Raw genomic sequence first — 26,277 nt, 5'->3', positions numbered from 1 at the left:
ACCTGGTTTGTGTGGGAAGCTTGCGTCATAAGAAGCCTTATTCGGAATCTGTGTACGGCCGTCTTCCTTCACATATGCGGACAAGTTAGCGCCGGCTTTGATTTTCGCGTCGAATGTTAATTCAACGGCTTGACCGCCATTGGCTTTCACTTGGTCTTCTGTAAGCGTCAAGGTAATGGTTTGTCCTTCTACCTTGATTTGACTTGCATCAAGAGCTTGACCATTCAATTTAGCACTTGAAGTTCCTGCGAACTCAAGAACATCTTCGATCTTATCGGTTACGCTGAAGGCTGTCGCATCTTGCGCTACTGTTGTTTTCACATTATAAGTGAAGACTTCATCACGTTTTGCGAGGGTTTCTTCTGCCTTGCCGTTCACATCTTTCTTGATCTCTGGCTCTTCTGGAGTCGGTGGCGTTACTGGGACTTCGTTAGAGTCCTTGTGGTATTTTGGATTATGATCAATATCATAAGAAGCCTTATTCGGAATCTCTGTCTTACCATCTTTATTCACATAAGCTGATAAGTTGGCATTATCTCTAATCTTAGCCTTGAAATTCACTTCAATTGACTTACCTGCATCTGCTTTGACAGAAGCTTCTGTAAAGGCAACTTTGATGACTTGACCAGAAAGTGTCACTGTCGCCTTCGATCCTGCATCCTCACCATCAAGTTTAACAGTGGCTGAAGCATTCTCACCAACAAATTCTAGAACTTCTTTCAACTCGTCTGTCATCTCAAACACAGTTGCGCTGGCAGGCATTGTTGTTTTCAAAGTATAAGTAAATTCTTCATTACGTTTTGCAAGATCATAACGTTCTGCTCCGTTTACTTCCTTCTTAAGCTCTGGAGTAGTGGTTGGTGGTGGTGTAACGGTAACTGGTTTTGATTCTTTCTTAGAATCAGGATTATCATTAATGATGTAGCTAGCAGTATTTGGTACTACCGGCTTGTCTTTTGATTCATTTGGATAAGCCGCTAAAAGTGCATCAAAGGTAATGCCTTCCTTCACCTTAGCCTTAAATGAAACTTGTACAGCTTTACCAGCATATTGTTTCACCTGCTCTTTACCAAATGTAACCGTCAAACGTTGACCTTCTGTTGTTACAGTGAGGTCTTGAACAGCTTGGCCATCAACAGTGACCGTTGCTTCTCCTTCAAATGCCAATTCTTTGACGATATCATCTGAAATGGTGAAGCTATCTGCCACATGTGGAACCGTTGAGTCAATCGTATACGTGAAGATTTCTGATAACTTACCAAGATCTGCGTGTTCCTGACCATTCACCTTCTTCGTGATTGGTGGTGGTGTAACAGTGACCGGCTTGGTTTCTTTCTCACCTTGTTGGTCATTCTTGTTGGTATAAGTAATCTTAGCTTTGTTCTCAATAGATGGAACAGTTGAGCCTTTCTTCACTTTGGCATGAATCACGAGCTCTACTTCTTGGTTACCGTAGTCACCCGCATTCGCAAAATCTTTCATCGTTGCAGTCACGGTTTGACCTTGAACTGTTACATCGAAGAATTTCGCTGCAGCTCCCTTGATTTCAGCTTGACCTGGAGTCAAGTTCTCATCCAAGGTATCCGTTACAACGAAGGACTTGTACGTTGTAATATCATTTGGCAATTTCGCTTTGATATTATAAGTAAAGTCGGTTTCCGCACCGATTGTTGCCTCTGTCAGTGTTTCGTTGATTTTCTTATCAACACCTGGTTCTGATGGAGGAGTTACGGTGACAGGTTTCGTTTCTTTTTCTCCGCTATGATCGTTCTTATCTGTGAAGCTGAACTTCGCAGTATTTGGAATGTTGATACGAGTCACTCCATCATTGATCTTAGCTGGAATAATCAATTCCACTTCTTGACCAGCAAGGTCTGTAGCGTTCGCAAAGTCCTTCATCGTTGCAGTCACGGTTTGACCCTCAACTGTTACATCGAAGAAGGCTGCAGCTGCTCCTTTGATAACTGGTTTGCTTGAAGTTTCATTGATAACTGACAAATCTCCTTCAAGTGTATCTGTAATCACAAATTTCTTGTAATCTGTAATATCGGTTGGAAGTTTTGTCTTAATGTTGTAGTTATACGCTTGACCTGTCGCGATATCTAAGTGATCAAGAGTTTCATTGATCTTCTTCGTTACAGGAGGTGGCGTTACGGTGACCGGTTTCGATTCAACTTCTTTCTCTACATTATTCTCATTTGTAAAGGAAATAGAGGCCTTGTTTTCAATGGTTGTACCTGTCACACCATTTTTAACTTTTGCAGGAATGACTAGTTCAACAGTTGAGTATTTTGCAAGTTCACCAAACTGACCATCCTTCACCGTTGCCGTAATCTCTTGGCCATTGGTGTGGATATCAAAGAGGGCCGCTGCAGAACCTTTAATACTTACGTCTCCTGCAAGTTCCAAATTAGCATCCAGTGTATCACGAATCACAAATTTCTTGTAATTAGCAACATCACTTGGTACTGCTGTTGTAATGTTGTAGTTGTATGGTTGCCCATCAAACGTTTGGAAGCTATCCAAGTTTTCATTGATTTTCTTATCAATCGTTGGTTCTTTTGGTTTTGGTGGGGTAACCGTTACTTCGTTAGATGTTTGTTTCACATCGTTCAAGATCACATCCGCTGTATTTGGTACTTTTACTTGACCATCTTTCTTGTATTTAGAAAGATCAGCACCTTTACGGATTTTCGCCTTAAAGGTTAATTCTACATATTGAATGTCTTTCACCTTACGGCGATTCACTTTACGAGTGATTTTTTCAAGATTAGTTTTGTCTAGTGTCAACGAAACGGTTTGACCTGAAACAGTTGTCGCACCTTTCAAATCAGCGTTATCTTTTCCACCGAGTTTTACATTCAAACTATCTGCTTGAACTTCTAACTCTGGAACAACTGTATCTGTCAGCGTAAAGTTGTCCGCAATACCTGGCCATGGAGCAGTCACCTTGTACTCAAAGAGTTCCTCTTCTGCCTTCAAATCTTCATGTTCTTTGTCATTAACCTTCTTCGTAATTTCGGTTACAACTGGAGGTTTCACATAAACTGGATTTGAACGGCGAATGGTACTTGGTTTGGTATCTGTCTTGGCATGCGCATCTTGGTTTGGTTGATTGTCATCACCATTCCACATGATGTTCCCTTGGTTTAGGAGACCAAATCCATTACTTTCCTGAAGGAGAGCCATGAATTCTTTACTTGATTGATTATTGCGGTATTGTTCTTTCAAACGAACCTTAATGGTCATTTGAGCTTTCTTCAATACCAAGTAATTGTAGTTGGATCCTTTAGCAGGAACATCCGCAACCACGACACTTTGAGGGTTGCCTTCTGAATCATCTTGACTAACTACACGAGTGGTCCATTTTTCTCCATTTGGTCCAGTAGCTGAACTTTCAACCACTTCCAAACGGTAGTCAAGTGGGTCTGTCAACATGACATTCTTTTCAAATTCGTAGGCTACGTTATTGAAGTTGTAATCAAGAGTATAGGTGAACTCCTCTGCCTTGTCTGACAATTGTGCAGAATAGGCTTTTTTCTTTGTCAAACCAAGCGGGTCATCAATTTCTCCTAAGTCATTACTCTTATCTGCGTCGGTAATTCTCTTAGTGACACTTGGGTAACAGTACTCGAGTTTTTGAACTTCAACTTTTTCATTACGGCCACCGATTTTTTGAGTTGTAAATTCACCCGTCTTGAAGACACCAGTCAACTCAGGAACTGTAACTTCTTCTTTTACAGGTTTATAATCAGCTGGCGGATCAACTTCATCCTCTTCATTCGTTTCAGGAGCACGAGCTTCCTTACTCAAATCATAGTCGAAATTGTTATTACCTGGATTGAAGACACTATCGGGTACATAGATTGTGACATTGTCACCTTCTTGATTGATTCGACCACGAATTTGTTTTGATGGATCTGTGACTTTTTCAACAACAGTCTTGCCATTGATTCGAACAGCATCCACCTTATATCCAGGTGTAACAGTAAACTCACCCTTGATGTCTTCCTTAATCAACGCAGCTCCAACAGATTCTAGAACTCGACTTGAGAACTTATTGATATCGCTTTGTTCATTAACATAGAAAGAAACATTCTTACCATTAATATTTTTAGCTGGAGAAGCCATCCCCTCTAATGCTTCATGGAAGATATCTTGAACTGAACGGTTGTCACCGATATCAAAGTATTTTGAATAACCTTCTTTATATGTGTCATAATACTGAGCTTTAGAGTTTGCAAAGATTGATACGTCTTCCCAGAAACCTACTACTACAGTCCCTTCGGAACCAACAACATTTTGAAGTCTTGTAGATGCTTCCTTAACCTCTTTCACTCGCCCTAAAACGTTTTGAGATGCTTCAGTTAGCTCATCAAAATTCCAAGCACGTGTAAGAATATTGTTGCGATAGTCGCTGTACTCTAGACGAACCTTACCATCCGGGTCACGTTTCCCGTTGGCAACTCCATCCGTAATCAAAAGGAAGATGGTCTTACGACCGTTAGCCATATTCCCTTTTCTTTGATTATATTGAGCAATGACATCGTCAATAGCTGGAACTGTAGGGGTTCCTCCTGCTACCTTAATATTATTAATGAATTGATGGATATCATTTTGATCTGAAGACAAGTTGCTAGACTTGTATTTGTAATCATAATCAGGTCCCCAACTACCATAAGTATCTTTACGACCTGTAAAATCATTATTGTAGTAATAGTTGTATCCATCCGCACCTTGGAAGGTTGCCATCATAACTCGGTCTGATGTATCCGGGTTATCAGTCTTAACCAAACGTGGATTATTCTCATCATAATTTTCTTCACTGACAAATGTTGTCAATGTTTTTAAGGCATTTTGGACATTAGGAATGGTGTTCTTGAACGATCCACTCGCATCCTGAAGAATAACTAAGTCGACCGGTTTACGTGGAACTGTCCACTTTGTTTTGTCCGATTTCTTTATCTTACGATAACATCCATTCTGGATAATTTCCGTATTATCTCCTACTCGAATTACCTCAGTTTCATCAGCCGCACCACGACCGAAACGTAAACTAGCTAATCCTAATGGCACAGAGAGAAACAGAATCGTAAACAGAATGGAGACCTTTTTAATGAAATCTCTCATAATTTTCTCTGAAATCCTATTGCGATTTCTTCTTCCTCCTTTTTTCCGAAATGAATGTATGTTAGTTTAGCAGTTCTTGTAACTCTTTCGAGAAATTTTCAGCAGTGGTATGATTTACTAATACATTCTTTACCTGTTGCTGTTTTGTCACAAGATACATACTTGGTATGGTTTGAACCTGTAAAAGATCGGCTGCGGACTGATCTTCGTCATAATAATACGGGAAAGTATATCCTTTTTCTTTGATATACTGATCAGCAGTTTCCTTTGTTTCTTTTCCTGGTTCGTTCATATTCAGAAGAACAAAATGAATTTGATCTCCATACTTTTCATACATCTGCTGAACAATGGGTAGTTGTTTCTGGCAATGCGGACACCAACTAGCCCATTCGACAACTAATATAGGTTTATCATACAGTTCCGAGATAGCAATCAATTTTCCATCTTGAGAGGTCATTTTAAATTCTGGAAGTTGTTGACCTTTTAAACTCAAAGCTGAATTGTTCTCATCACTTGAAGTCGATTGCGAAACTGAAGACGTTCCTATATCTCCATCCTTAGTGGGTCTAGTGAAATAAATTAAACCCACCGCTAAAGCTATGATGACTCCTACTGCTAAAAATGGAAGCCACCACTTGTCTTTTTTCATAATATCTCCTTTCTATTAAGATGTGAAAGCGAGTTAGGTACTTTCAAATTTTGGACATAAGCCCACTCTAACCCGAATATCATTTTATCATTTTGAAATCTTTATTTCAATAAATTTTATCGTAATTTTTCCTATTAATTGCTAAGAAAATTAAGAAAAAATAAAATTTATAATAAGTTAACTTAAATGTGGAGGTTTCAGCACTAATATTTCTAGATTTTTACCAACTTCAGATTAAAATCATCATTATTCTGTCTATAATAAATTAGCCATACAACTTTTTATACAGGGCAACTTAAAAGCAGTTCGCATCTGAACTGCTCTTTTTTGCTATTCTGTCTCTTGGTTCTTTTCTTCAACCTTAACTGGAGCTGGTTCATAAGCTCGTATGATTTGAGCGACAACTGGATGACGAACCACATCCTTGGCTGAAAAATGAACAAAGTCGATTTGGTGAATATTCTTGAGCTTTTCTTGAGCATCAATCAAACCGGACTTAACATTGCGTGGTAGGTCAATCTGGCTGATATCTCCATTGACAATCATCTTCGAATTAAAGCCTAAACGAGTCAGGAACATCTTCATCTGCATGATGGTCGTATTTTGTGCCTCATCGAGAATGACAAAAGCATCGTCCAAGGTCCGCCCACGCATGTAGGCAAGGGGCGCGATTTCGATAATTTCACGCTCCATGAGACGGGTCGTTTGGTCTTTCCCGAGAATCTGATACAAGGCATCGTAAACTGGTCGAAGATAAGGATCCACCTTCTCCTTGAGATCACCTGGAAGAAATCCTAGACTCTCACCTGCTTCCACTGCTGGACGAGTAAGGATAATCCGCTTGACCTGCCCACGTTTAAGGGCAGTTACTGCCAAGGTCACTGCAAGAAAGGTCTTCCCTGTCCCTGCAGGTCCGATTCCAAAGGTCACATCATGCTGTTTGACACTGTCCACATAAAGCTTTTGACCCAAGGTTTTGACACGGATCGGTTTCCCAGTATTGTCCTTGATGATTTCTTCTTCATAAAGGGCGACAAACTTGTCGATTTCATCGTTCTTGACCATGCTAATCGCAGTCACCACATCTGGCGTGCCAACGGTCATTCCTCGATTTACCAAGACCATCAAGGCTTGGATAACCTGACGGGCTTCCTCACATGCAGCTTCTTCTCCCAAAACCTGGACAATTTCCGTACGGGCATGAATCACCACATCGAGCTCTTCTTCCATCAAACGAAGATGGCGCTCATTAGAACCAAAAAGATGGAACAAGTCATCTGGATGACTTAGTTGAATGTCTATTGAATGTTCCTTCAAATAAAGAACCTCTCTAATCCGTTTATTTCTTTTTATTATAGCAAAGAGAACAATAAAATACTAGCCTCATCTCATTGTCTCTAGTGTTCTAAGTATTCTTGCCAGATGGCGTCAAAGTCTCCTAGGTTAAAAGAGAAGCTGGCATGCTCCTCCAAAAAGCGACTCACCTCATCAAAATCATCCGTGTGTTTTGGAAAAGCTGACTCCTCAAAAGCGAGGTCTGCCAAGATAGCTTTAGGACTGTTACTTTTAGGATTGCGCTCGGTCATGAGCCAAGTGTAAAATGATTTTCTCAATTCTTTCTCCTATCAAGAGTTTTTTGATGACACTTTTCTGATTCTTGAAAATTACTGGACTTAGCCTCTGAAACGTAGTGGTTTATAAAATCCGTTTTCGCATCAGTATAGGCGTCTCGATTGTGTTCAAATTTTTTCCACAAACTTAGTTTTAATTCCTGATACGCTTGGGCAATATCTGGATGCTGGCAGAGATAATCTCTAAAATAAATCTCGTCATGATCTCCCGTCATTCGCAAATGTAAATGAAAAACTTTCTCAGAAAATCCCTGCTCTGTATAGCCTTTATTTAGCGAAATCCTGTTAGGACTTTCCGACATCACTAGCCAACCATTCTTCACTAATAAATCCCTAACTCTTGCTAAATCCTCTTTTCTACCTACTTCTAACAGAATATCAACGATATTTTTAGCCCAAATATTAGGGATAGCAGTGCTACCGATATGTTCTATTCTTTTAATAACATTTGCACCCAATATTTTTTTCAGACTTGTTTTTTCCGATTCATACCAGTCTTTCCACTCTGACTTGTGCTCTACTAGAAAAATTGGAAAAAGTTGCCAGAGTTCCTCTAAACTCATTTCTTCAAGTTTCTTTATCATGTCTATAAGGTTTAAATCAACTCTGTCCCAAACTGGTCTTGCTTGATTTTACCAGCCTTCATCAAGCCTCCGAGTGCTTTCTTGAACTGGCCTTTTGAGATGCCAAAGGTTGCCTTGATGTCATCAGGAGATGACTTATCATTCAAGGTCATGAAACCGCCATTGCTTTCCAAGTAGGTCAAAATCATCTGGGCATCATTTTCCAACATTTCAAAGGAACGTGGTTTGAGGGATAGGTTCAAGGTACGGTCCACTTCACGGAAACCAATGACACGCGCATCTAACACTTGCCCCAAACGTGGCTCTGCGTAGCGCTCACTTGGGTGAATGAAACCAAGCATGTTATTCTCTGGTAGGTATACAAAAGTTCCTGATAGCTTGAGGCGGTAAACAATGGCTGGCCAGTTTTGGTTCTGCATGTTGTTGTAGGCAGGACGAGCCAGACGTTGGAAGTCTTCTTGATAAGCCAAGAGTCCCCAGATTCGGTCTTTCTTGTCCACTTCAAGACGGATGTAGAGTTTATCCCCCTTCTTAGGCCAGAGTTCCTTGAGCTCAGGGAGGATATCGAGTGACACAACGATTTCCTTATCAGGTAGACCGGTATCGACAAAGACACCCAAGTCTTTACGAACTTCCGTTACGGTTCCCCAACCAAATTGGTCCTGTGTGGCAGTCACTTCTAGAGTGGTCAAGCGGAGTTTTTGCTTCATATCCGAGTAGGCAAAACCTTTGACCGTATCCCCTACTGTGTGTTGACCTTCTTCCTTAGCAAGAGCATAGGTCTGACCATCCTTTTGCACAAAGTAAAAACGGTCATTTTCATCGATGATAAGTCCAACGATAAAACTTGCAAGATTTGTATTCATATTTCCTTCTTTCGAATAAAACTCAGCCAGCAATGCCAACTGAGTTTTTCTGTTTATTTTTAGACTTCCAAGATTTCTTTTTCTTTATTGGCAGTCATGTCGTCGATGTGTTTCACAGCATCGTCTGTTACTTTTTGAATATCTTTTTCAAGAGTCTTCAATTCGTCTTCAGTGATTTCTTTTGCTTTTTCTTGCTTTTTAGCTTCGTCCATAGCGTCGCGACGGATATTGCGGACAGCCACTTTAGCATTCTCACCGACCTTCTTCACTTCTTTGGCAAGGTCACGACGAGTCTCTTCTGTAAGAGCAGGGATAACCAAGCGGATCACAGAACCATCATTAGCTGGTGTGATACCAAGGTCAGAAGCGTTCAAGGCACGTTCGATGTCTTTCAATGAAGACTTGTCAAATGGTGTTACCAACAAGACACGAGCCTCTGGAATAGTAATAGAAGCGATTTGGTTAAGAGGAGTTTCGACTCCATAGTATTCTACATGGATACGGTCTAGCAAGCTTGCGTTGGCACGACCGGCACGGATACCACCAAATTCACGAGCAAGTGACTGGTGAGACTGGGTCATTCTCTCTTTTGCTTTTTCTACAATTGCATTAGCCATAATTTTCTTATTCCTTTTCTTCGATATTGTTTGAAACTGTTGTTCCGATATTTTCACCAAATACGACACGTTTGATGTTGCCTGGTTGGTTCATGTTGAAGACAACCAAGTCAATGTCGTTGTCCATAGAGAGGGTTGAGGCAGTTGAGTCCATGATACGAAGACCTTTATTGATAACATCACGGTGGGTCAATTCTTCAAACTTAACGGCTGTCTTGTCTTTCTTGGGATCGGCATTGTAAACACCATCGACACCATTTTTAGCCATCAGAATGGCATCTGCTTCGATTTCAGCTGCACGAAGAGCCGCTGTTGTATCTGTTGAGAAGTAAGGTGAACCAATTCCGGCACCAAAGATAACGATACGACCTTTTTCAAGGTGGCGAAGGGCACGTCCACGTACGTAAGGTTCTGCAACTTGTTGCATAGCAATGGCTGTTTGCACTCGCGTATCGACACCAACTTGTTGCAATGAATCTGCCATCACAAGAGCATTCATAACAGTCCCAAGCATTCCAGTGTAATCTGCCTGAACACGGTCCATTCCTGCTTCTGCAGCAGGTTCACCACGCCAGAGATTTCCTCCACCAATAACAAGGGCAATTTCGATACCTAAGCTATGAACTTCTTGAATCTCTTTTGCGATTGTTTGAACTGTTTGGATATCAATCCCTACGCCACGTTCACCGGCAAGGGCTTCACCTGATAACTTGATTAAAATACGTTTATACTTGGGGTTCGCCATTTTTACTCTCCTTTTTTTATCCTACCTATTTTATCACAATTTCTAAGATTTTTATAGTATCATGAGCAATTCTTTCAAAAAAATTAGACCATTAAAAATTCCTCTAAATCAGTAAGAGCACGCTCTGCAATTTTTTCATAACGAGCCTTCTTATCACGGATACGCTCGCCTTCTAACTCCTTGATAATACCGAAATTGACATTCATGGGTTGGAAGTGTTTGCTGTCCGCATGGGTGATGTAATGAGACAGACTGCCAATCGCTGTTGTCTCTGGGAAAATAGCCTCACTTTCTCCCTTGAAGAGACGAGCGGCATTTATTCCAGCAACTAAGCCTGAAGCTGCTGACTCAACATAGCCTTCCACACCCGTCATCTGACCAGCAAAGAAGAGGTTTGGTTGTTTCTTAGAACGGTAGGTTTGCTCAAGAAGATTTGGTGAATCCATATAAGAATTGCGATGCATGACCCCATAGCGAACAAACTCCGCATTTTCAAGACCTGGAATCATTTGGAAGACACGTTTTTGTTCTCCCCATTTGAGGTGGGTCTGGAAACCGACGATATTGTAGAGGCTACCAGCCGCATTATCCTGACGAAGCTGGACAACAGCATACGGTGTTTTGAACTCCCCGTCACGAGGGCCTGTGTAATCGTCTGGATACTCCAGACCGACTGGTTTCATAGGACCATAAAGCATGGTTTTAATGCCACGTTTGGCCATGACTTCAATAGGCATACAACCTTCAAAGTACTTTTCTTTTTCAAACGAATTGAGCGGTGCTTCTTCCGCATTGATCAAGGCTTCATGGAAATCCATAAATTCTTGTTTGGTCATTGGAGCGTTGAGGTAGGCCGCTTCTCCCTTGTCATAACGAGACTTGAGATAGACCTTGCTCATATCGATGGTGTTGACATCGATAATCGGCGCTGCAGCGTCGTAGAAATAGAAACCATCACCGTCATTGAGGGCATGAATCTTTTCAGCTAGGGCGTCGCTGGTCAAAGGACCAGTAGCGACAACTGTAATAACATCAGTCGGCAATTCTGTAATTTCATCACGAACCACTTCAATCAAGGGATGATTGGCCACTTTTTCGGTCACCATTTGGGAGAAACCATTGCGGTCCACCGCAAGGGCACCGCCCGCAGGAACACGTGTAGCTTCTGCTGATTCCAAGATAACAGAACCCAAGCGACGCATTTCTTCCTTGAGAAGCCCAACTGCATTGGTCAAAGCATCCCCACGTAAGGAATTGGAACAAACCAACTCTGCAAAATTGTCTGTTTTGTGCTGAGGAGTTGACTTAACACCACGCATTTCATAGAGTTTAACTGGAATACCACGTTCTGCGATTTGGTAAGCTGCTTCAGAACCTGCCAAACCTCCTCCGATAACATTGATATAAGATTGAGACATGACACTAATACCTCTTTGGGTGGAACCTAAGTTCATATCAAAACAAGCTACTAGACTGTTTGACACCCACAAATCTTTCTAATTTTTCTTTTACTAGTATAACAAAAAAAGGGAAGAAGGCAAACTTCCCTGTTTAGTCATTTTCTTGATTTTCTTCCCAATCGTGGTAAGCAGCGTAGAGCTGGCTTTTATTCCACTGGTAGAGTTTCGCAACTTCCTTAATGGCTTGATTTTTCTTCCTGCCTTCTTGGATGCGTGCTTGGATATCTGAAAACAAGTCCTCCTCGTCCTTTTCTTCCACATCCTGACTGGCACCTTCAACGATGAGAAGGCATTCACCCTTGAGTGGCGTTTCAGCAATACTTTCTAATAACTCAGAAATGGTACCTCGTTGGTATTCTTCATAGATTTTAGTCAATTCCCTGACCAAGACTACCGAGCGGTCACCGTAGACTTCTAGCATATTTTCTAGCGTATCCGCTACACGGTGGGGCGATTCATAGAAAATCTGAGTTTCTGGATAATCTTTTTTTAAGTCAAAAAATTGCTTTTGCTGGCCTGATTTTCTTGGTAAAAAGCCGTAAAAAATATGTGGTTGTGGCGCTAAACCACTGGCAATCAAGGCAGAAATCCCTGCAGAGGCACCCGGAACTGTGACAACTGCAATCTCTTCTTCGATGGCTGCCTTGACTAAATCGTGACCAGGATCCGAGATGCTTGGCAGACCCGCATCAGAAACCTGAGCAATACTTTGCCCTGCTTTCAGAAAACCAATCAAATCAGGAATTTTTTCCTTGGCATTGTGCTCGTGAAAACTGATCTGCTTGGTCGAAATGTCAAAATGTTTGAGCAAAAGTCCTGTATTGCGCGTGTCCTCAGCAGCAATCCAATCCACCTCTTTCAAGGTCTGGATGGCACGAAAAGTCATATCATCTAGATTGCCAATCGGTGTTGCTACTAGGTAAAGTTTGCCATAGGGAGATTGTCCCTTAAAACTTTTTTGAATCTGCATGCTTACTCCCTATATAACAACTCATCACAGAACATACATTCCTCGTCCTGCTCTCGGCGTTGTCCATAAAAATCATTACATACGTGAAAACCGTCCTTATAGATTCGACGGACGCTTTCACGAACATGCTTGGCCTTGACGGGAGTATCTGCTTCCACCTCGCCCAAGCGTTCGCGCAACTTACTATTTTCCAAGCGAAGAGCTGTATTTTCCTCTACCAGACTCTTGAGATTTTTCTTGATGGCTTCCACATCGGCCAAGGTCACCAGTAATTGTTGGGAAAAATCATCCAGCGCGTCAAATAATTCTTTTTTGTCCATAAACCAGCCCTTTCCTTTCTATATCCTTCATTGAGTTTATATTTCTTTCAAGACCAGATATTCCATGGCATTTTGAAAGCTGACATTAGCCTGCCACATTTTTCTAGCTTCTAGTAAATCTTGTAGAATCTGTCGAATCCTTGCTTGCAAGAGATCCTGCCCACAGAGGACTTCGAGGATTCGCAAGACCTGATCTTGTTTTTCCTTGTCATCTACCAAGCTGGCTAATTTCGCAACTTGCAAATAACTCTCTTTTTTCTTGGCTAATAACCAGGTCAGCAGGCGTTCGCTCTCATCCACCAAGGTCCAAAAACTAGCCTGATTGACCAACTTTTCAGCTTCAGCACGTGATTGACAAAACTGGGCTAAGAGAGTTGCTTTTTTCTTGACCAGACCTGCTTGTTCTAATTGATGGATGAGCTTTTCTTCTTGCTTTTTAAAATGGAAAATCTGGGTCCGACTACGGATTGTTGGCAAGATTTTTTCCTCATCGCTGGTCAAGAAGAAAATGTAAACTTCACTCTGGGGTTCTTCGATGACCTTGAGCAGAGAATTAGCCGCGTTAGGATGCATTTTCTCCGCCTGCTCAATAATAAAGACCTGCTGCTGACTTTCAATCCCTGCTTGAGAAAACTGACCCACCAATTCCCGAATGCGTTCTGTCTTGATGACCTGATTGACTGGCTTAATCAAGGTAACATCGGGGAATTCTTCCTGTTCAATCAGCTTACAGTTTCGGCATTTCTCACATGGTAGAACGCCTACTTTATCCGTACAAAAGAGGCTCTTAGCCAAAAACTGCGCCATTTCCAAGCTTCCAAAGAAACCTGAAAAGAGATAGGCGTGATTGAGCTGGTCTTGTTCTAGGATACGGACAAAGCGGTCAAACTGGTCTGGCTGCCAAGCCTTTAGTTGATCTTGTTTCATTTAGCCAAGCCCATTCTGTCAAATAAGACAGCCTTGGTTGTTTCCACAACTTGCTCCAAAGGAAGACTCGAATCAATCTTGACAATGCGATTTCCTTCTTTGTCCAGAAGAGAAAGGTAGCCTTGACGGACTTTCTTGTGCAAGTCCAAGCCTTCCAAGTCCAAACGATTGACTTCGCGATCACTATTGGCAGCAATGCGAGCCAGCCCCTCTTCCACCTCGATGTCAAAATAGAGAGTCAAATCGGGTTTGAGGCCATCTGTCACAAAGTGATTGAGCCAATTAATGGCATCAATATCCAAGCCACGACCAAATCCCTGATAAGCAACGGAACTATCGATGAAGCGGTCCATAATGACCAACTTGCCAGCTTCAAGTGCTGGGAGAACTTTTTCCACTAAGTGCTGTCTACGACTGGCAATATAGAGAAGGAGTTCTGTTTTAGGATCCATCTGAGTATGACTTGGGTCCAAAATCACTTCCCGAATCTTCTCTCCAATCAAGACTCCACCTGGCTCACGGGTCGTCAACACCTCTACTCCTTTTTCCTCTAAAATTGGGAGTAGAGCCTCTAAAACGCTGGTCTTTCCTGCTCCCTCCGGTCCCTCAAGAGAGACTAAAAATCCTTTTGACATGTCTAACTCATTTCTTTTTTTCTACCTTCTATTCTATCAAAAAAATAGATTTTTGTGACAATCTTTTTGTGTCTTCTCCATTCAATCGACCATAAAAGAGGCTGGGAGTCATCCAACCTCTTATTTACCTAATTCTTGTGTTCGTTTGTAGGCTTGATGAACTGCGTCCATGACGGTACCTCTAAAGGCATGTTCTTCCAGACTTGCTACACCCGCGATAGTCGAACCTCCTGGGCTGCAAACTTGATCTTTCAATACTCCAGGATGTTGTTGACTTTCGAGGACCATTTGTCCAGCGCCGACTACTGTTTGGGCTGCCATTTTCAAAGCTATTTCTCGTGGCAATCCTGTCTGTACACCCGCATCTGCCAAAGCCTCGATAAAGAGATAGACAAAAGCTGGTCCACAACCTGCAAGACCTGTCGCCGCGTCAATTAAGTCATCCCCCAGCTCAACCAATAGACCCGCATTGGCTAAAAGCTGACAAAAGAGTTCACCGTCCTCAGCAAGACAGTTTGCTGACATGGCATAACTAATCACCCCTTGACCGATAGCCACTGGAGTATTAGGCATGATGCGAATAATTCGGTGGTGACTTGGAAGTAGTCTAGCCAGTTTTTCCAAAGTCAATCCAGCTGCCATGGAAATCAAAAGAAGGCTCTCTCTCTTTTCAAGAATGGTCTGGTATTGAGAAAGCAGTTCAGAAAACTGAGCAGGCTTAACACCTAGAAAAATCACATCTGCTTCTGCGAAGATTTCGTCATTGCTGGAAGCCTGACCACCAAAGTTGGCAATGAAAGCATCTACTTTTGCTTGACTACGATTGGCAAGGAGAATCTGTGCACCCGTCTTGGCCTGCACAACAGCCTTAGCCAAGCTAGCTCCCATATTCCCCAAACCGATAAATCCAATCTTCATCTCTTACTCCCTTATCTGTCCGTTACCAGTAACCACATACTTGTAGCTGGTCAACTCTTTCAAGCCCATAGGCCCACGCGCATGCAGTTTCTGAGTAGAAATTCCCATCTCACATCCAAGTCCAAACTGGCCCCCGTCAGTGAAACGCGTTGAGGCATTGACATACACCGCTGCAGAGTCCACTTGATCTGTAAAGTAAGCTGCAGCTTCAGCATTTTCCGTCACAATGGCATCTGAATGATGGGTACTGTGAGCTTCAATATGCTCAACTGCTTCTTCTAAACTGCTCACAACCTTAACCGCTAGGATATAATCTAAAAACTCAGTGTCAAAGTCTTGGGCCTCAGCTAATCGACCTGAAAGAAACTGACTTGCTTTCTCATCCAAGCGGAATTGAATTGACTCCAGGCCAGCTTCTTTCCGACTTGTAACCAGAACTTGTTCCAAGCGAGGAAGGAAATCCGCTGCCTTGTCTTCATGAACCAGTAAAACTTCCATAGCATTGCAGACAGAAGGACGACTGGTTTTAGCATTGTTGATGATCGATAGAGCCTTGTCTTCATCTGCATCCTTATCCACATAGACATGGACAATCCCAGTTCCTGTCTCGATAACAGGCACGATAGCATTTTCAACCACAGCATTGATCAAACCAGCGCCTCCACGAGGTATGAGAAGGTCTAGATAACCCTTGGCCTTCATCATGGCATAGCTACTTTCACGGCTAGTATCTTCCACCAGTTGAATCACCTCTGGATGAATGGTAGTCGTCTCCAAGCCCTTCTTCAAGGCTGTGACAATAGCATGAGCTGTTTGATAGGCGTCCTTCCCACTACGAAGAACGACCGCATTTCCACTCTTGAGAGCCAAGGCAGCCGCATCAGACGTCACATTTGGACGACTTTCATAGATAATACCAATAACTCCCATGGCCACACGCTTCTTGGTAATAACCAAACCATTTTCAAGCTGACTTGTTTCTAGGACCTCACCGATAGGATCTGGTAAAGCAACCACTTCACGAATCCCTCTTGCCATCGCTTGGATTCGCCCTGCATCCAAATAAAGACGATCCAGCATGACATCTGAGATTTTCCCCTTGGCCGCTTCCATATCCAGAGCATTAGCCGCTAAGATCTCCTCAGTAGCTGCCAATAAATAATCAGCCATGGCTAGCAAGGCTTGGTTTTTCACTGCTTCACTAGCAGTATTGATTGATTTCTTAACAGCCTGTACCTGTTCAAATTGTTCTTGTGTACTTACCATCGTTCACCTCTAAAATTCTGTAAAGAGTAGCTGGATTTCAGGAGTGATGGAAATCCAGTCATCACGGTGAATCAAGACTCCCTTAGCTTTTTGAGAACGGAGCATATCTTCTAGAGCTGAGACGCCAAATTGGACATGTCCCTTTCCAAGAGATTGACCTGTTTCTTTATCAGCCACTGTTACAATATCGTGGTAAGAGAAGCTTCCTTCCACTTCTACAACGCCTGATAAAAGGAGACTTTTCCCGTTTTTTGAAAGTGCCTCTGCAGCTCCACCATCTACCCAAATCGTTCCCTGACTTTGAGCATAGAAGGCCAGCCATTGTTTCTGGGTACGAAGTCCCTTCTCTTGCGCAACAAAGAAGGAACCATCCTTGGTCTCCTCAGCTGCCTCAATCAGGGCATCTGATTTCAAGGAGGAGCAAATATAGACTGGCACACCTGACTCCGTCGCAATAGTTGCAGCTTTGATTTTTGTCAGCATCCCCCCAGTACCATTAGACGAACCTGCTCCACCAGCCATATCAATAATCTCACGATTGATAGTCTCGATTTTCTCCAAACGTTTGGCTGTTGGATCTGAGTTGGGATTTCCAGTATAGAGGCCGTCCACATCCGTCAAGAGAACTAAAAGGTCTGCCTGAACCATCGCCGCTACCTGAGCACTCAGGGTGTCATTATCACCCACCTTGAGTTCGTCAATGACGACACTGTCATTCTCGTTGATAATGGGAATTGCACCACGATGAAGCAATACAGACAAGGCCTGGTGGGCATTCTTATAGCGACGTTTATCTACAAAATCATCCTGTGTCAGCAAGATTTGTGCAGAAACGATCTGGCGCATGAGGAGGTTGGTTGTATATTCCTCCAACAAAAGTCCCTGACCAACTGCAGCCGAAGCTTGTTTATCTGCAATCTTGGTCGGACGTTTTTTAAAACCCAAAGCTCCAAATCCAGCGGCTACTGCACCAGATGACACTAAAATCAACTCATGTCCAGCCTCATGCAGCATAGCCAATTGCTGGGTAATTGCCTTTACTTTACTTCTTGATAAACTCCCGTCTTCATTTGTCAAGGAGGAGGTCCCCACCTTAAAGACGATTCGTTTGTACTTCATATTCTCACTCCGATTCTTCATATTTATCCATTATAACATGAATACTTTAAAATAGAAAAGACTTGAAATAAAAAGGTTGAGACAAGGCATCTCAACTCTTTTATCTATTCTCATTTTTTCGCAATCTTTCCAGCGTTTCTTTAAAAATCTCTGGAATATCTGCTGTGAACTCCAAGGTTTCACCTGTTCTCGGATGAGTAAAACCTAGAGTCTTGGCATGGAGAAACTGTCCATGTCCTTTCAAAGTCTTACGAGGACCATAGACCTCATCACCAGCGACTGGATGGCCAATATAAGCCATGTGGACACGGATTTGGTGGGTACGTCCTGTTTCCAGTTGCAACTCCACTAAGCTATAATCTCCAAAGCGTTCCAAGACTTGAAAACGAGTCACTGCGGGCTTCCCTTTAGCAGTCACAGCCTGTTTCTTACGGTCTTTTTCACTGCGGCCAATCGGCGCTTCAATCACACCACGATCATTTGGCAGATTGCCATGAACAATCGCCCAGTATTTACGTAGAGACTTCTTATCCTTGAGTTCTTGGGCAAGTGCCAAGTGGGCCTCATCATTTTTTGCAATCATAAGCAGACCAGACGTGTCCTTGTCAATGCGGTGAACGATACCTGGGCGGAGAACCCCATTGATACCTGACAAGTCCTTGATATGGTACATGAGGGCATTGACCAAGGTTCCACTTGTATGACCAGCGCTCGGATGGACCACCATGCCTTGAGGTTTGTTAACAACGGCTACATCCTCATCTTGGTAGATAATCTCGAGCGGCAGATTCTCAGCCACATATTCTAAAACCTCTGGTTCTGGCACGCGATAAGTGACGACATCCCCCTCTTGGACAGTGTATTTGGCTTTCTTAGCTTGCCCATTAACCAAAACTTGTCCAGCCTTGATTTGTTCATTCGCGAGACTGCGTGACAATTCTGTCAGGTCCGACAGAGCCTTGTCTAGACGTTGCCCACCAGTTTCAATTTTTATTTCCATTTACTTCCTCTTTAAGCATTGCAATCAATAGAATAATCACACCAACTGTCAAATAGCTGTCAGCAACATTGAAAATCGCAAAGTTGATAAAGTCTAGGTGAAACATATCCACCACAAAACCTTGACTCATTCTGTCGATAAAGTTGCCCAGACCTCCCGCTATTATCAGGGTCAGTCCAAAAATTAACCAGAGAGAATCCTCCATATGTTTATGTAGATACCAAATGGCTCCTACCATGACGACCAGTGTAATGACAGCAAAAAACCACTGCTGATCTTGCAGCATGGAGAAGGCTGCTCCTCTATTTTGCAGATAGGTCAAGCTAACGAGATTAGGTATCCACGAACGAACTTCACCCAGTGGAATCTGCTGGACAACATAATTTTTGACCAACTGATCCAGCCCAATCAAAAGCAGTACAATGACTGCTACTATTCCTCTTTTTTTCATGATTTCCTCTTCTGATCAAAATATTCTTGCATGACTTCTACGAAAAGAGTACCAGCTTGGCTAAGCTCCACTTCTTCCCGTTTGACATAGACCATGCGGTTATCTAGATTGTCCTTGAGACGAATGACTGTGATGCCATTAACACTGTCACTATCTAAAAATCCAGATCCAGTCGCATAGGCATCTGTCCGCTCCAAAATACCATTCAAAGTAGCACGGTCGGTCACATTGAACATCTGGGAGCTCGCGCTGGTGTCGACAAAGTTCTCTGAATAGTATAGATACTCATCCTTTTCCTGAGTAAACCGAACCGTTGGCAGATCCGCTAGGTCCTCCATGACCAATTCCTCTTTCTGTGCTAAAGGATGCCCTTCACGAAGATAAATGTGAGTCTGGAAAGGAATTAGTTCAATAACTTCTAAACCAAGCTTTTCAACCCGTTGCATAATTCCTTTTTGATTTTGATTGTTGAGGTAGATAATCCCAATCTCACTGTGTCCTTGGGCTACTTCGTCTAAGATTTGAACAGTAGTTGATTCAAAAATACGGAAGTTTTTGTAGTCAGGATAACGTTCTGAGAAGGCAGTAATGGTTGGTGGCAAGAAGTCATAGTGCTGACTGGCAATGGAAAATTCATCCTTTTCTTCCTCAGGATTGGCATACTGATTTTGAAAAACATCAAAGCCTTTGACCAACTCCTGCGCTTTTTCATAAAATTCCATACCACGACGGGTCAAAAACGTTCCCGAACTCGTCCGACGGAAAATTTTAAAACCCAACTCTTTTTCCAAATCACGTACAGAAATAGACAGACTAGGCTGGCTGACATACATCTTTTCAGCAGCTTCTCGGAAAGTACCACTATTGGCAATAGCAACAACATAGCGTAATTGTTGAATATTCATTTTCTACCCCCAACTTCTCTATCTGTTCATTATACCATAATTCAGAAGTTTTCCAAAAAAGAAAAAAGTGTCCATCGCAAGTTTAAATCTAACTATTCTCTATTAAATTCAAAATGGGTATCAAAACAAAAAAATAGGCTCTCCGAAAACTCGGAAAACCTCATTTTATGCTACTTCTAGCTTCCTCGCCTTAAAATACCAAGGCTCAGGATAAAAAGGTTTACTGGACCTTTTTATTTTGCGATTGGGTAAACAGAAACTTGTTTCTTATCGCGACCTTTACGTTCAAAGCGTACTACGCCTTCAACTTTAGCGAACAAAGTATCGTCTCCACCACGTCCAACGTTTACACCTGGATAGATGTGTGTACCACGTTGACGGTAAAGGATTGATCCACCTGTTACAGTTTGTCCGTCAGCTGCTTTAGCTCCAAGACGTTTTGCTTGTGAATCGCGTCCGTTTGATGTAGAACCTCCACCTTTTTTGTGGGCGAAAAGTTGCAAGTTGTTAAGAGTCATTTTTAACATAATGTTTTCCTCCGTGTTAGTTTTCTGTGATAACTCTGGTTTGGACGAACTCAGAAGAGTTCTCCGATAAGTTTGCCATACCTAAGAAAAATGATTCAAAGAATAACTGGGTCATTTCTCTCTGGTGCGAAGGAAGATCCGCTGGTATTTCAACCTTTAGATAGCCACCTTCATCTTCATTTAATTCTAAGATTGGTTCATAGCCTGCAAATTTCTCAATGGAATTGATAAAGTTAATGGCAAGCGTAGAAACCGATGCACACACGACATCTAAGCCGTATTCGCCACTTTCGGCGTGTCCAGTAATTTCCGCACTCCTCAGCTCGCCATCTTCGGCTCTCTCAAAGACTGCTTGTATCATGTGTTCTCCTTAAAATTAAGCGTTGATCGCGTTGATGACAACTTTTGTATATGGTTGACGGTGACCTTGTTTACGGTGGCTACCTTTTTTAGGTTTGTACTTGTAAGTAACAACTTTCTTTTGTTTTCCTTGTTTTTCAACAGTTCCAACTACAGTAGCTCCAGCAACAAGTGGAGTTCCGACAACAGTGTTTTCACCACCAACAAGAACAACTTCGTTAAAAGTAACTTCTTGACCAGCTTCAACGTTCAATTTTTCAACGTAAACTGCTTGACCAACTTCAACTTTAACTTGTTTTCCGCCAGTTTTGATAATTGCGTATGTGCTCATTATGCACCTCCTATGATTTTTTGGGTTTCCCCGTATTTTGTGAAGACTCGCCTAGCATCGTGGGACGAACCACTTTTATCTCACAGAGTGAGCAACGATGTTCGTGCGGTTGCACAGGATTGTGCATAGTCAACTCTTCAAGTATAGCATATCTTCTTTTTTCTTACAAGCGAAATCAATCAAAATTAAGCTTTTTCTTTCCCTTTTTTCCTCCAAGAAGCAAAAAGCATACTGAGGTAAAAGATGCCCATCATCACTGGAACACCTAGAATCGTCTTTTCATGATAGAAAATCGTCAAATAGGCTGAAAAAACAACTCCAAGAACAAAGCTGGTCAGTAGGCTAACAAAAATCAAGCCCTCTCGTAGGAAAGGCGTATGCTTGGTCCGGAAATAATCTCCAAAAGCCAACATGGTACGTTTAATATTCCCTGTCATAAAAGCATTATTATAGGCAATCCCTGACACTTCTCCAAAAGCAGTTGTCACCAGTCCCATACAAAAGGCCAAGGGCGGTACGAGATAGATATTATCAACCGTTTGCGGCACAAAGCCAATAATTAGAGACAGGACTGCAAGTGGAATCAAGGACAAAATCGGCTTTTTAACAATTCGTAGTTTTTCCTTATACAATGTCAGAAAAAAGACACCCATCATAAAGAAAAGCAAGGTCATTACTTTAGCACTAGCATCCGAGACATTCTGCTGAATGAGTCCTACAGAAAGAAAAACGACATTCCCAGTCTGTCCAGCGACAAGGGTATTCCCTCGCACGATAAAAGTATAAGCATCGACATACCCTGCACAAAAAGTCAAAAAAAGCGCTAGTCTCTTAGACTGACGTGATATTTTTCTTATTGGTAATAATCTCATTTCTCCCCCTTTTCATTTCATCTACTTATCTAAATATTGTACCACTTTCTTTGAGAAAAACGTAGCCCATTTGAAAATTTTTACCATCTGTTGGATAGTCCTTCTTTTCTATGTTATAATGAAGGAAGGATTTGAAGTCGGAAAAGGAGTATTTATGCTTAAATTAGGTGTCATCGGAACAGGGGCTATCAGCCATCATTTCATAGAAGCAGCCCATGCTAGCGGAGAATACCAGCTGGTTGCAGTCTATTCTAGAAAACGAGAAACTGCCGCAACCTTTGCTTCTCGCTATGAAAATATCCAACTCTTTGATCAATTAGAAGACTTCTTTAAGTCTTCCTTTGATGTGGTCTATATCGCCAGTCCAAACTCCTTGCATTTTGTTCAAGCCAAGGCTGCCTTGTCTGCTGGTAAGCACGTCATTCTTGAAAAGCCAGCTGTCACTCAGCCACAAGAGTGGCTGGATTTGAGACAGACAGCTGAGAAAAATCACTGTTTTATCTTTGAGGCAGCTCGTAATTACCACGAGAAAGCTTTTACTACTATCAAGAATTTTTTGGCAGACAAGCAAATTTGGGGAGCAGATTTCAACTATGCCAAGTATTCTTCCAAGATGCCTGACTTGTTGGCGGGACAGACTCCCAATGTCTTTTCAGACCGTTTTGCTGGTGGAGCTCTTATGGACTTGGGGATTTATCCTCTCTATGCTGTCGTTCGCCTTTTTGGAAAGGCTCAGGACGCGACCTACCAAGCTCAACAGCTTGACAATAGCATTGACCTAAATGGCGATGGTACCCTCTTCTACCCTGGCTTTCAAGTTCATATCAAGGCTGGAAAAAACATCACTTCCAATCTTCCTTGCGAGATCTACACAACAGATGGAACATTGACACTCAACACGATCGAGCATGTCCGCTCAGCTATTTTTACCGATCACCAAGGAAATCAAGTCCAGCTCCCTATCCAACAAGCTCCTCATACGATGACTGAGGAAGTCACTGCATTTGCACACATGATTCATCAACCAGACCAGACACTTTACCAGAACTGGCTGGATGATGCAGGTTCTGTTCATGACCTATTATATACCATGCGCCAGACTGCTGGCATTAGATTTGAGGCAGAAAAATGAAAACCAAACTACCTACTGAATGGCAAGAACTAAGTGACCAACTCGGTTTCCAAGAATTCACACCCATTCAAACTCAACTATTTGAGCCCATTCTAGCTGGAGAAAACCTCCTAGGAGTAAGCCCAACAGGAACTGGTAAGACCCTCGCTTACTTACTCCCAAGTATACTCAGACTACAAAAGAAAAAAGCCCAGCAACTCTTGATTCTAGCACCGAATACAGAACTTGCTGGACAGATTTTTGATGTATGTAAAACGTGGGCAGAGGCTATCGGCTTGACTGCTCAGCTCTTCTTATCAGGTTCGAGTCAGAAACGCCAGATTGAACGCCTAAAAAAAGGGCCAGAAATTCTGATTGGAACTCCTGGCCGTATCTTTGAATTGATTAAATTGAAAAAAATCAAGATGATGAATGTGGAAACCATCATTCTGGATGAATTTGACCAATTGCTCGATGAATCTCAGATTCACTTTGTAGAGAAAATTACTCACTACGCACCTCGTGATCATCAACTCATCTACATGAGTGCGACGACCAAGTTTGACCAAGAAAAGATTGCTCCAAACACGCGCACCATTGATCTTTCTGACCAAAAGTTAGACAACATTCAACACTTCTACATGCAGGTAGACCAACGTCACCGAGTGGATATGCTACGAAAGCTGGCTCATGTAGAGGATTTTCGTGGTCTGGTCTTCTTTAACAGTCTCTCAGACCTTGGAAGCGCAGAGGAAAAACTACAGTATCGGGATATCTTGGCTGTTTCCCTCGCTAGCGATGTCAATGTCAAGTTTAGAAAAGTTATCTTGGAAAAGTTTAAGGACAAGCAACTAACTCTTCTTCTTGCAACAGACCTTCTGGCTCGTGGTATCGACATTGATAGCTTGGAATGTGTTGTCAACTTCGACGTCCCTAGAGATATGGAAACCTATACCCATCGTGCTGGTCGTACAGGTCGCATGGGTAAAGAAGGCTATGTTATCACTCTCGTAACCCATCCTGAAGAACTTAAAAAACTTAAGAGATTCGCAAGTGTAGGTGAAATTGTCCTAAAAAATCAAGAACTCTATATCAAATAAGGTTGGCATTCGCCAACCTTTTTCTTATCCCCAAGTAATTTCTAATTGATAGCTGGCAAAGGGGTGTCCCTCTTGGTTTTGCAGTTGATAGGCTAATTCAATCTTTTGCCCATCCAGTTTGTAGTGACTCGTTTGAATGATAAACTCCTGCATCCCCATGGGTGTAGGAATATAGGCCAAACTATCACTATCCTTTAGAAAACGCAGGATGGTCTTGGGACTCGAGAAACGGGTCATCACCAGTTCTTCTTGATGAAACTTGAGAACCACTTTTTCCTTTTCCTCATTATAAAAGAGTAAATAGCTATAATCTCCTTTTTCACGTACTTCCACGTCATAGAGTTGGTCGATGACTTCCAACTGTTCATCAAACTGAATCGTATTTCGCATCCGAATTTTCACATCAAGTCCTCTTTCTGTCTCTTGTTCTACTATTTTACCAAAAAGAGCAGGATTTTGCTATAATGGTCATATGAACGAAAAAGTATTCCGTGACCCAGTTCACAACTATATCCATGTAAACAACCAGGTCATCTATGACTTGATCAATACAAAGGAATTTCAACGTCTGCGCCGTATCAAGCAACTAGGAACTTCCAGTTATACCTTCCACGGTGGGGAGCACAGTCGCTTTTCCCACTGTTTGGGGGTCTATGAAATTGCACGACGCATCACAGAGATTTTTGAAGAAAAATATCCTGAAGAATGGGATCCTGCTGAGTCTCTCTTGACCATGACCGCTGCGCTCCTTCATGACCTCGGGCATGGTGCCTACTCACATACTTTTGAACATCTCTTTGATACAGATCATGAAGCCATCACTCAGGAAATCATCCAAAATCCTGAGACAGAGATTCACCAAGTCCTGCTACAAGTAGCTCCAGACTTTCCTAAAAAGGGGGCTAGTGTCATTGACCATACCTATCCTAACAAGCAGGTCGTACAGCTCATTTCCAGTCAGATTGATGCAGACCGCATGGACTATCTATTGCGCGACTCCTATTTTACAGGAGCATCTTATGGGGAATTTGACCTGACACGGATCCTACGAGTGATTCGTCCAGTCGAAAATGGTATCGCCTTTCAGCGCAACGGTATGCATGCCATCGAAGACTATGTCCTCAGTCGCTATCAGATGTATATGCAGGTTTATTTCCACCCAGCAACACGCGCCATGGAAGTTCTCCTACAGAATCTCCTCAAACGCGCTAAGGAACTCTATCCTAAAGACAAGGACTTCTTTGCACGAACTTCTCCACATCTCCTTCCTTTCTTTGAAAAAAATGTGACCTTGTCTGACTATCTAGCTCTGGATGATGGCGTGATGAATACCTACTTCCAACTCTGGATGACCAGTCTTGACAAGATACTAGCCGACTTGTCGCAACGTTTTGTCAACCGCAAGGTCTTTAAATCCATTACTTTTTCAGAAAAAGACCAAGACCAACTCGCAACCATGAGACAACTGGTTGAAGATATCGGTTTTGATCCAGACTACTATACTGCTATTCATAAGAACTTTGACCTCCCTTATGATATCTATCGACCCGAATCTGAAAATCCAAGGACACAGATTGAGATTTTACAAAAAAATGGTGAACTGGCAGAACTATCTAGCCTGTCCCCTATCGTCCAATCCCTTGCTGGCAGCCGCCACGGAGACAATCGTTTCTATTTCCCGAAAGAAATGTTGGACCAAAACAGTATCTTCGCAAGCATTACCCAGCAATTTTTACACTTGATTGAGAACGATCATTTTACCCCAAATAAAAACTAGAAGAGG

The 26,277-nt window shown here is 42.3% G+C and carries 26 protein-coding genes, 2 pseudogenes and 1 other annotated feature; of the genes and pseudogenes, 4 read left to right on the top strand and 24 right to left on the bottom strand.

Annotated elements, in window-relative coordinates:
- The 19 genes and pseudogenes from padA to B7723_RS10205 form a co-directional block, all read right to left on the bottom strand.
- A pseudogene (padA, locus tag B7723_RS10295) lies at positions 1-5,130 on the bottom strand (LPXTG-anchored isopeptide-forming adhesin PadA); the annotation flags it as partial.
- A 61-nt stretch (positions 5,131-5,191) separates the two neighbouring features.
- Positions 5,192-5,779, bottom strand: a complete 588-nt coding sequence (locus B7723_RS10290; protein ID WP_084849289.1) for a TlpA family protein disulfide reductase — start codon at positions 5,777-5,779, stop codon at positions 5,192-5,194.
- 330 nt (positions 5,780-6,109) lie between these two features.
- Positions 6,110-7,096, bottom strand: a complete 987-nt coding sequence (locus tag B7723_RS10285; RefSeq protein ID WP_049550008.1) for a PhoH family protein — start codon at positions 7,094-7,096, stop codon at positions 6,110-6,112.
- A gap of 80 nt (positions 7,097-7,176) precedes the next feature.
- The gene (locus B7723_RS10280; protein ID WP_001232084.1) at positions 7,177-7,392 is read right to left on the bottom strand and encodes a YozE family protein; all 216 of its coding nucleotides are present in this window, start codon (positions 7,390-7,392) and stop codon (positions 7,177-7,179) included.
- Positions 7,389-7,994 carry a GrpB family protein gene (locus tag B7723_RS10275; protein ID WP_070527326.1) on the bottom strand — a complete coding sequence of 202 codons (606 nt, stop codon included), beginning with the start codon at positions 7,992-7,994 and terminating at the stop codon, positions 7,389-7,391. Before B7723_RS10275 ends, B7723_RS10280 begins: the two co-directional genes overlap by 4 nt.
- A gap of 11 nt (positions 7,995-8,005) precedes the next feature.
- On the bottom strand, positions 8,006-8,860 hold the full coding sequence (gene cvfB / locus B7723_RS10270; protein WP_084849290.1) for an RNA-binding virulence regulatory protein CvfB: 855 nt from the start codon (positions 8,858-8,860) through the stop codon (positions 8,006-8,008).
- Positions 8,861-8,919: 59 nt separating this feature from the next.
- Complete coding sequence (gene frr / locus B7723_RS10265; protein WP_001262235.1) at positions 8,920-9,477, bottom strand: ribosome recycling factor; 558 nt, start codon at positions 9,475-9,477, stop codon at positions 8,920-8,922.
- Between the two features lie 7 nt (positions 9,478-9,484).
- Complete coding sequence (gene pyrH, locus B7723_RS10260; RefSeq protein ID WP_000002996.1) at positions 9,485-10,222, bottom strand: UMP kinase; 738 nt, start codon at positions 10,220-10,222, stop codon at positions 9,485-9,487.
- An 83-nt stretch (positions 10,223-10,305) separates the two neighbouring features.
- Positions 10,306-11,640 carry a methylenetetrahydrofolate--tRNA-(uracil(54)-C(5))-methyltransferase (FADH(2)-oxidizing) TrmFO gene (gene trmFO / locus B7723_RS10255; protein WP_084849291.1) on the bottom strand — a complete coding sequence of 445 codons (1,335 nt, stop codon included), beginning with the start codon at positions 11,638-11,640 and terminating at the stop codon, positions 10,306-10,308.
- 133 nt (positions 11,641-11,773) lie between these two features.
- The gene (gene rsmI / locus B7723_RS10250) at positions 11,774-12,652 is read right to left on the bottom strand and encodes a 16S rRNA (cytidine(1402)-2'-O)-methyltransferase (RefSeq protein WP_084849292.1); all 879 of its coding nucleotides are present in this window, start codon (positions 12,650-12,652) and stop codon (positions 11,774-11,776) included.
- 2 nt (positions 12,653-12,654) lie between these two features.
- A complete protein-coding gene (yabA, locus tag B7723_RS10245) occupies positions 12,655-12,972 on the bottom strand; it encodes a DNA replication initiation control protein YabA (RefSeq protein WP_000358229.1) in 318 nt (105 codons plus the stop codon).
- Between the two features lie 36 nt (positions 12,973-13,008).
- Entirely contained in the window at positions 13,009-13,899 is an 891-nt protein-coding gene (locus B7723_RS10240) for a DNA polymerase III subunit delta' (protein WP_042902398.1), read from the bottom strand.
- Positions 13,896-14,534, bottom strand: a complete 639-nt coding sequence (tmk, locus tag B7723_RS10235) for a dTMP kinase (protein ID WP_084849293.1) — start codon at positions 14,532-14,534, stop codon at positions 13,896-13,898. The genes B7723_RS10240 and tmk overlap by 4 nt, the downstream gene beginning before the upstream one ends.
- Before the next feature lie 120 nt (positions 14,535-14,654).
- Positions 14,655-15,452, bottom strand: coding sequence for a pyrroline-5-carboxylate reductase (gene proC / locus B7723_RS10230; RefSeq protein WP_084849294.1), 798 nt, complete (start codon positions 15,450-15,452; stop codon positions 14,655-14,657).
- Between the two features lie 3 nt (positions 15,453-15,455).
- On the bottom strand, positions 15,456-16,718 hold the full coding sequence (locus B7723_RS10225; RefSeq protein WP_084849295.1) for a glutamate-5-semialdehyde dehydrogenase: 1,263 nt from the start codon (positions 16,716-16,718) through the stop codon (positions 15,456-15,458).
- 9 nt (positions 16,719-16,727) lie between these two features.
- Positions 16,728-17,837: a glutamate 5-kinase gene (proB, locus tag B7723_RS10220; protein WP_239827337.1), complete on the bottom strand. Its 1,110-nt coding sequence runs from the start codon at positions 17,835-17,837 to the stop codon at positions 16,728-16,730.
- Positions 17,838-17,937: 100 nt separating this feature from the next.
- Complete coding sequence (locus tag B7723_RS10215) at positions 17,938-18,837, bottom strand: RluA family pseudouridine synthase (protein WP_084849297.1); 900 nt, start codon at positions 18,835-18,837, stop codon at positions 17,938-17,940.
- The gene (lspA, locus tag B7723_RS10210) at positions 18,821-19,288 is read right to left on the bottom strand and encodes a signal peptidase II (RefSeq protein ID WP_084849298.1); all 468 of its coding nucleotides are present in this window, start codon (positions 19,286-19,288) and stop codon (positions 18,821-18,823) included. Before lspA ends, B7723_RS10215 begins: the two co-directional genes overlap by 17 nt.
- On the bottom strand, positions 19,285-20,193 hold the full coding sequence (locus B7723_RS10205) for a LysR family transcriptional regulator (protein ID WP_001025723.1): 909 nt from the start codon (positions 20,191-20,193) through the stop codon (positions 19,285-19,287). The genes lspA and B7723_RS10205 overlap by 4 nt, the downstream gene beginning before the upstream one ends.
- Between B7723_RS10205 and B7723_RS10790 the strand changes: the two are divergent.
- Positions 20,186-20,281: pseudogene (locus B7723_RS10790) on the top strand (AraC family transcriptional regulator); the annotation flags it as partial. The gene B7723_RS10205 and the pseudogene B7723_RS10790 overlap by 8 nt on opposite strands.
- Positions 20,282-20,426: 145 nt before the next feature.
- On the opposite strand, the gene rpmA reads toward B7723_RS10790, so the two are convergent.
- The 4 genes from rpmA to B7723_RS10185 all read right to left on the bottom strand — a co-directional run bounded on the left by rpmA (position 20,427) and on the right by B7723_RS10185 (position 22,283).
- A complete protein-coding gene (gene rpmA / locus B7723_RS10200) occupies positions 20,427-20,720 on the bottom strand; it encodes a 50S ribosomal protein L27 (RefSeq protein WP_000916509.1) in 294 nt (97 codons plus the stop codon).
- Between the two features lie 16 nt (positions 20,721-20,736).
- Positions 20,737-21,081, bottom strand: coding sequence for a ribosomal-processing cysteine protease Prp (locus B7723_RS10195; protein ID WP_000613697.1), 345 nt, complete (start codon positions 21,079-21,081; stop codon positions 20,737-20,739).
- A gap of 15 nt (positions 21,082-21,096) precedes the next feature.
- A complete protein-coding gene (gene rplU, locus B7723_RS10190; RefSeq protein ID WP_000109141.1) occupies positions 21,097-21,411 on the bottom strand; it encodes a 50S ribosomal protein L21 in 315 nt (104 codons plus the stop codon).
- A gap of 33 nt (positions 21,412-21,444) precedes the next feature.
- Positions 21,445-21,532: a sequence feature (ribosomal protein L21 leader region), on the bottom strand.
- 64 nt (positions 21,533-21,596) lie between these two features.
- Positions 21,597-22,283: a YoaK family protein gene (locus B7723_RS10185; RefSeq protein ID WP_084849299.1), complete on the bottom strand. Its 687-nt coding sequence runs from the start codon at positions 22,281-22,283 to the stop codon at positions 21,597-21,599.
- Between the two features lie 154 nt (positions 22,284-22,437).
- Here B7723_RS10185 and B7723_RS10180 point away from each other — a divergent pair, with 154 nt between their 5' ends.
- Both B7723_RS10180 and B7723_RS10175 read left to right on the top strand, forming a co-directional pair.
- The gene (locus B7723_RS10180; protein ID WP_084849300.1) at positions 22,438-23,415 is read left to right on the top strand and encodes a Gfo/Idh/MocA family protein; all 978 of its coding nucleotides are present in this window, start codon (positions 22,438-22,440) and stop codon (positions 23,413-23,415) included.
- A complete protein-coding gene (locus tag B7723_RS10175) occupies positions 23,412-24,494 on the top strand; it encodes a DEAD/DEAH box helicase (protein ID WP_084849301.1) in 1,083 nt (360 codons plus the stop codon). Before B7723_RS10180 ends, B7723_RS10175 begins: the two co-directional genes overlap by 4 nt.
- A gap of 24 nt (positions 24,495-24,518) precedes the next feature.
- Here the strand turns inward: B7723_RS10175 and B7723_RS10170 are convergent, their stop codons facing one another.
- On the bottom strand, positions 24,519-24,896 hold the full coding sequence (locus B7723_RS10170) for a DUF1934 domain-containing protein (RefSeq protein ID WP_084849302.1): 378 nt from the start codon (positions 24,894-24,896) through the stop codon (positions 24,519-24,521).
- Positions 24,897-24,966: 70 nt separating this feature from the next.
- On the opposite strand from B7723_RS10170, the gene B7723_RS10165 reads away from it, so the two are divergent.
- The gene (locus B7723_RS10165; RefSeq protein WP_084849303.1) at positions 24,967-26,271 is read left to right on the top strand and encodes an HD domain-containing protein; all 1,305 of its coding nucleotides are present in this window, start codon (positions 24,967-24,969) and stop codon (positions 26,269-26,271) included.
- Positions 26,272-26,277: the final 6 nt, after the last annotated feature.

The sequence above is a fragment of the Streptococcus oralis subsp. oralis genome (assembly GCF_002096435.1).
GTDB lineage: Bacteria > Bacillota > Bacilli > Lactobacillales > Streptococcaceae > Streptococcus > Streptococcus oralis_AA.
Note: the sequence above shows the minus strand (reverse complement) of the source record. Positions and strands in the feature narration are given on the sequence as shown.

What these genes read in the sequence shown, in the direction of transcription:
- B7723_RS10290 (WP_084849289.1), bottom strand. Translation starts at nt 5,779, where the DNA reads ATGAAAAAAGACAAGTGGTGGCTTCCATTTTTAGCAGTAGGAGTCATC.
- B7723_RS10275 (WP_070527326.1), bottom strand. Translation starts at nt 7,994, where the DNA reads ATGATAAAGAAACTTGAAGAAATGAGTTTAGAGGAACTCTGGCAACTT.
- cvfB (WP_084849290.1), bottom strand. Translation starts at nt 8,860, where the DNA reads ATGAATACAAATCTTGCAAGTTTTATCGTTGGACTTATCATCGATGAA.
- frr (WP_001262235.1), bottom strand. Translation starts at nt 9,477, where the DNA reads ATGGCTAATGCAATTGTAGAAAAAGCAAAAGAGAGAATGACCCAGTCT.
- pyrH (WP_000002996.1), bottom strand. Translation starts at nt 10,222, where the DNA reads ATGGCGAACCCCAAGTATAAACGTATTTTAATCAAGTTATCAGGTGAA.
- trmFO (WP_084849291.1), bottom strand. Translation starts at nt 11,640, where the DNA reads ATGTCTCAATCTTATATCAATGTTATCGGAGGAGGTTTGGCAGGTTCT.
- rsmI (WP_084849292.1), bottom strand. Translation starts at nt 12,652, where the DNA reads ATGCAGATTCAAAAAAGTTTTAAGGGACAATCTCCCTATGGCAAACTT.
- yabA (WP_000358229.1), bottom strand. Translation starts at nt 12,972, where the DNA reads ATGGACAAAAAAGAATTATTTGACGCGCTGGATGATTTTTCCCAACAA.
- B7723_RS10240 (WP_042902398.1), bottom strand. Translation starts at nt 13,899, where the DNA reads ATGAAACAAGATCAACTAAAGGCTTGGCAGCCAGACCAGTTTGACCGC.
- tmk (WP_084849293.1), bottom strand. Translation starts at nt 14,534, where the DNA reads ATGTCAAAAGGATTTTTAGTCTCTCTTGAGGGACCGGAGGGAGCAGGA.
- proC (WP_084849294.1), bottom strand. Translation starts at nt 15,452, where the DNA reads ATGAAGATTGGATTTATCGGTTTGGGGAATATGGGAGCTAGCTTGGCT.
- B7723_RS10225 (WP_084849295.1), bottom strand. Translation starts at nt 16,718, where the DNA reads ATGGTAAGTACACAAGAACAATTTGAACAGGTACAGGCTGTTAAGAAA.
- proB (WP_239827337.1), bottom strand. Translation starts at nt 17,837, where the DNA reads ATGAAGTACAAACGAATCGTCTTTAAGGTGGGGACCTCCTCCTTGACA.
- B7723_RS10215 (WP_084849297.1), bottom strand. Translation starts at nt 18,837, where the DNA reads ATGGAAATAAAAATTGAAACTGGTGGGCAACGTCTAGACAAGGCTCTG.
- lspA (WP_084849298.1), bottom strand. Translation starts at nt 19,288, where the DNA reads ATGAAAAAAAGAGGAATAGTAGCAGTCATTGTACTGCTTTTGATTGGG.
- B7723_RS10205 (WP_001025723.1), bottom strand. Translation starts at nt 20,193, where the DNA reads ATGAATATTCAACAATTACGCTATGTTGTTGCTATTGCCAATAGTGGT.
- rpmA (WP_000916509.1), bottom strand. Translation starts at nt 20,720, where the DNA reads ATGTTAAAAATGACTCTTAACAACTTGCAACTTTTCGCCCACAAAAAA.
- B7723_RS10195 (WP_000613697.1), bottom strand. Translation starts at nt 21,081, where the DNA reads ATGATACAAGCAGTCTTTGAGAGAGCCGAAGATGGCGAGCTGAGGAGT.
- rplU (WP_000109141.1), bottom strand. Translation starts at nt 21,411, where the DNA reads ATGAGCACATACGCAATTATCAAAACTGGCGGAAAACAAGTTAAAGTT.
- B7723_RS10185 (WP_084849299.1), bottom strand. Translation starts at nt 22,283, where the DNA reads ATGAGATTATTACCAATAAGAAAAATATCACGTCAGTCTAAGAGACTA.
- B7723_RS10180 (WP_084849300.1), top strand. Translation starts at nt 22,438, where the DNA reads ATGCTTAAATTAGGTGTCATCGGAACAGGGGCTATCAGCCATCATTTC.
- B7723_RS10175 (WP_084849301.1), top strand. Translation starts at nt 23,412, where the DNA reads ATGAAAACCAAACTACCTACTGAATGGCAAGAACTAAGTGACCAACTC.
- B7723_RS10165 (WP_084849303.1), top strand. Translation starts at nt 24,967, where the DNA reads ATGAACGAAAAAGTATTCCGTGACCCAGTTCACAACTATATCCATGTA.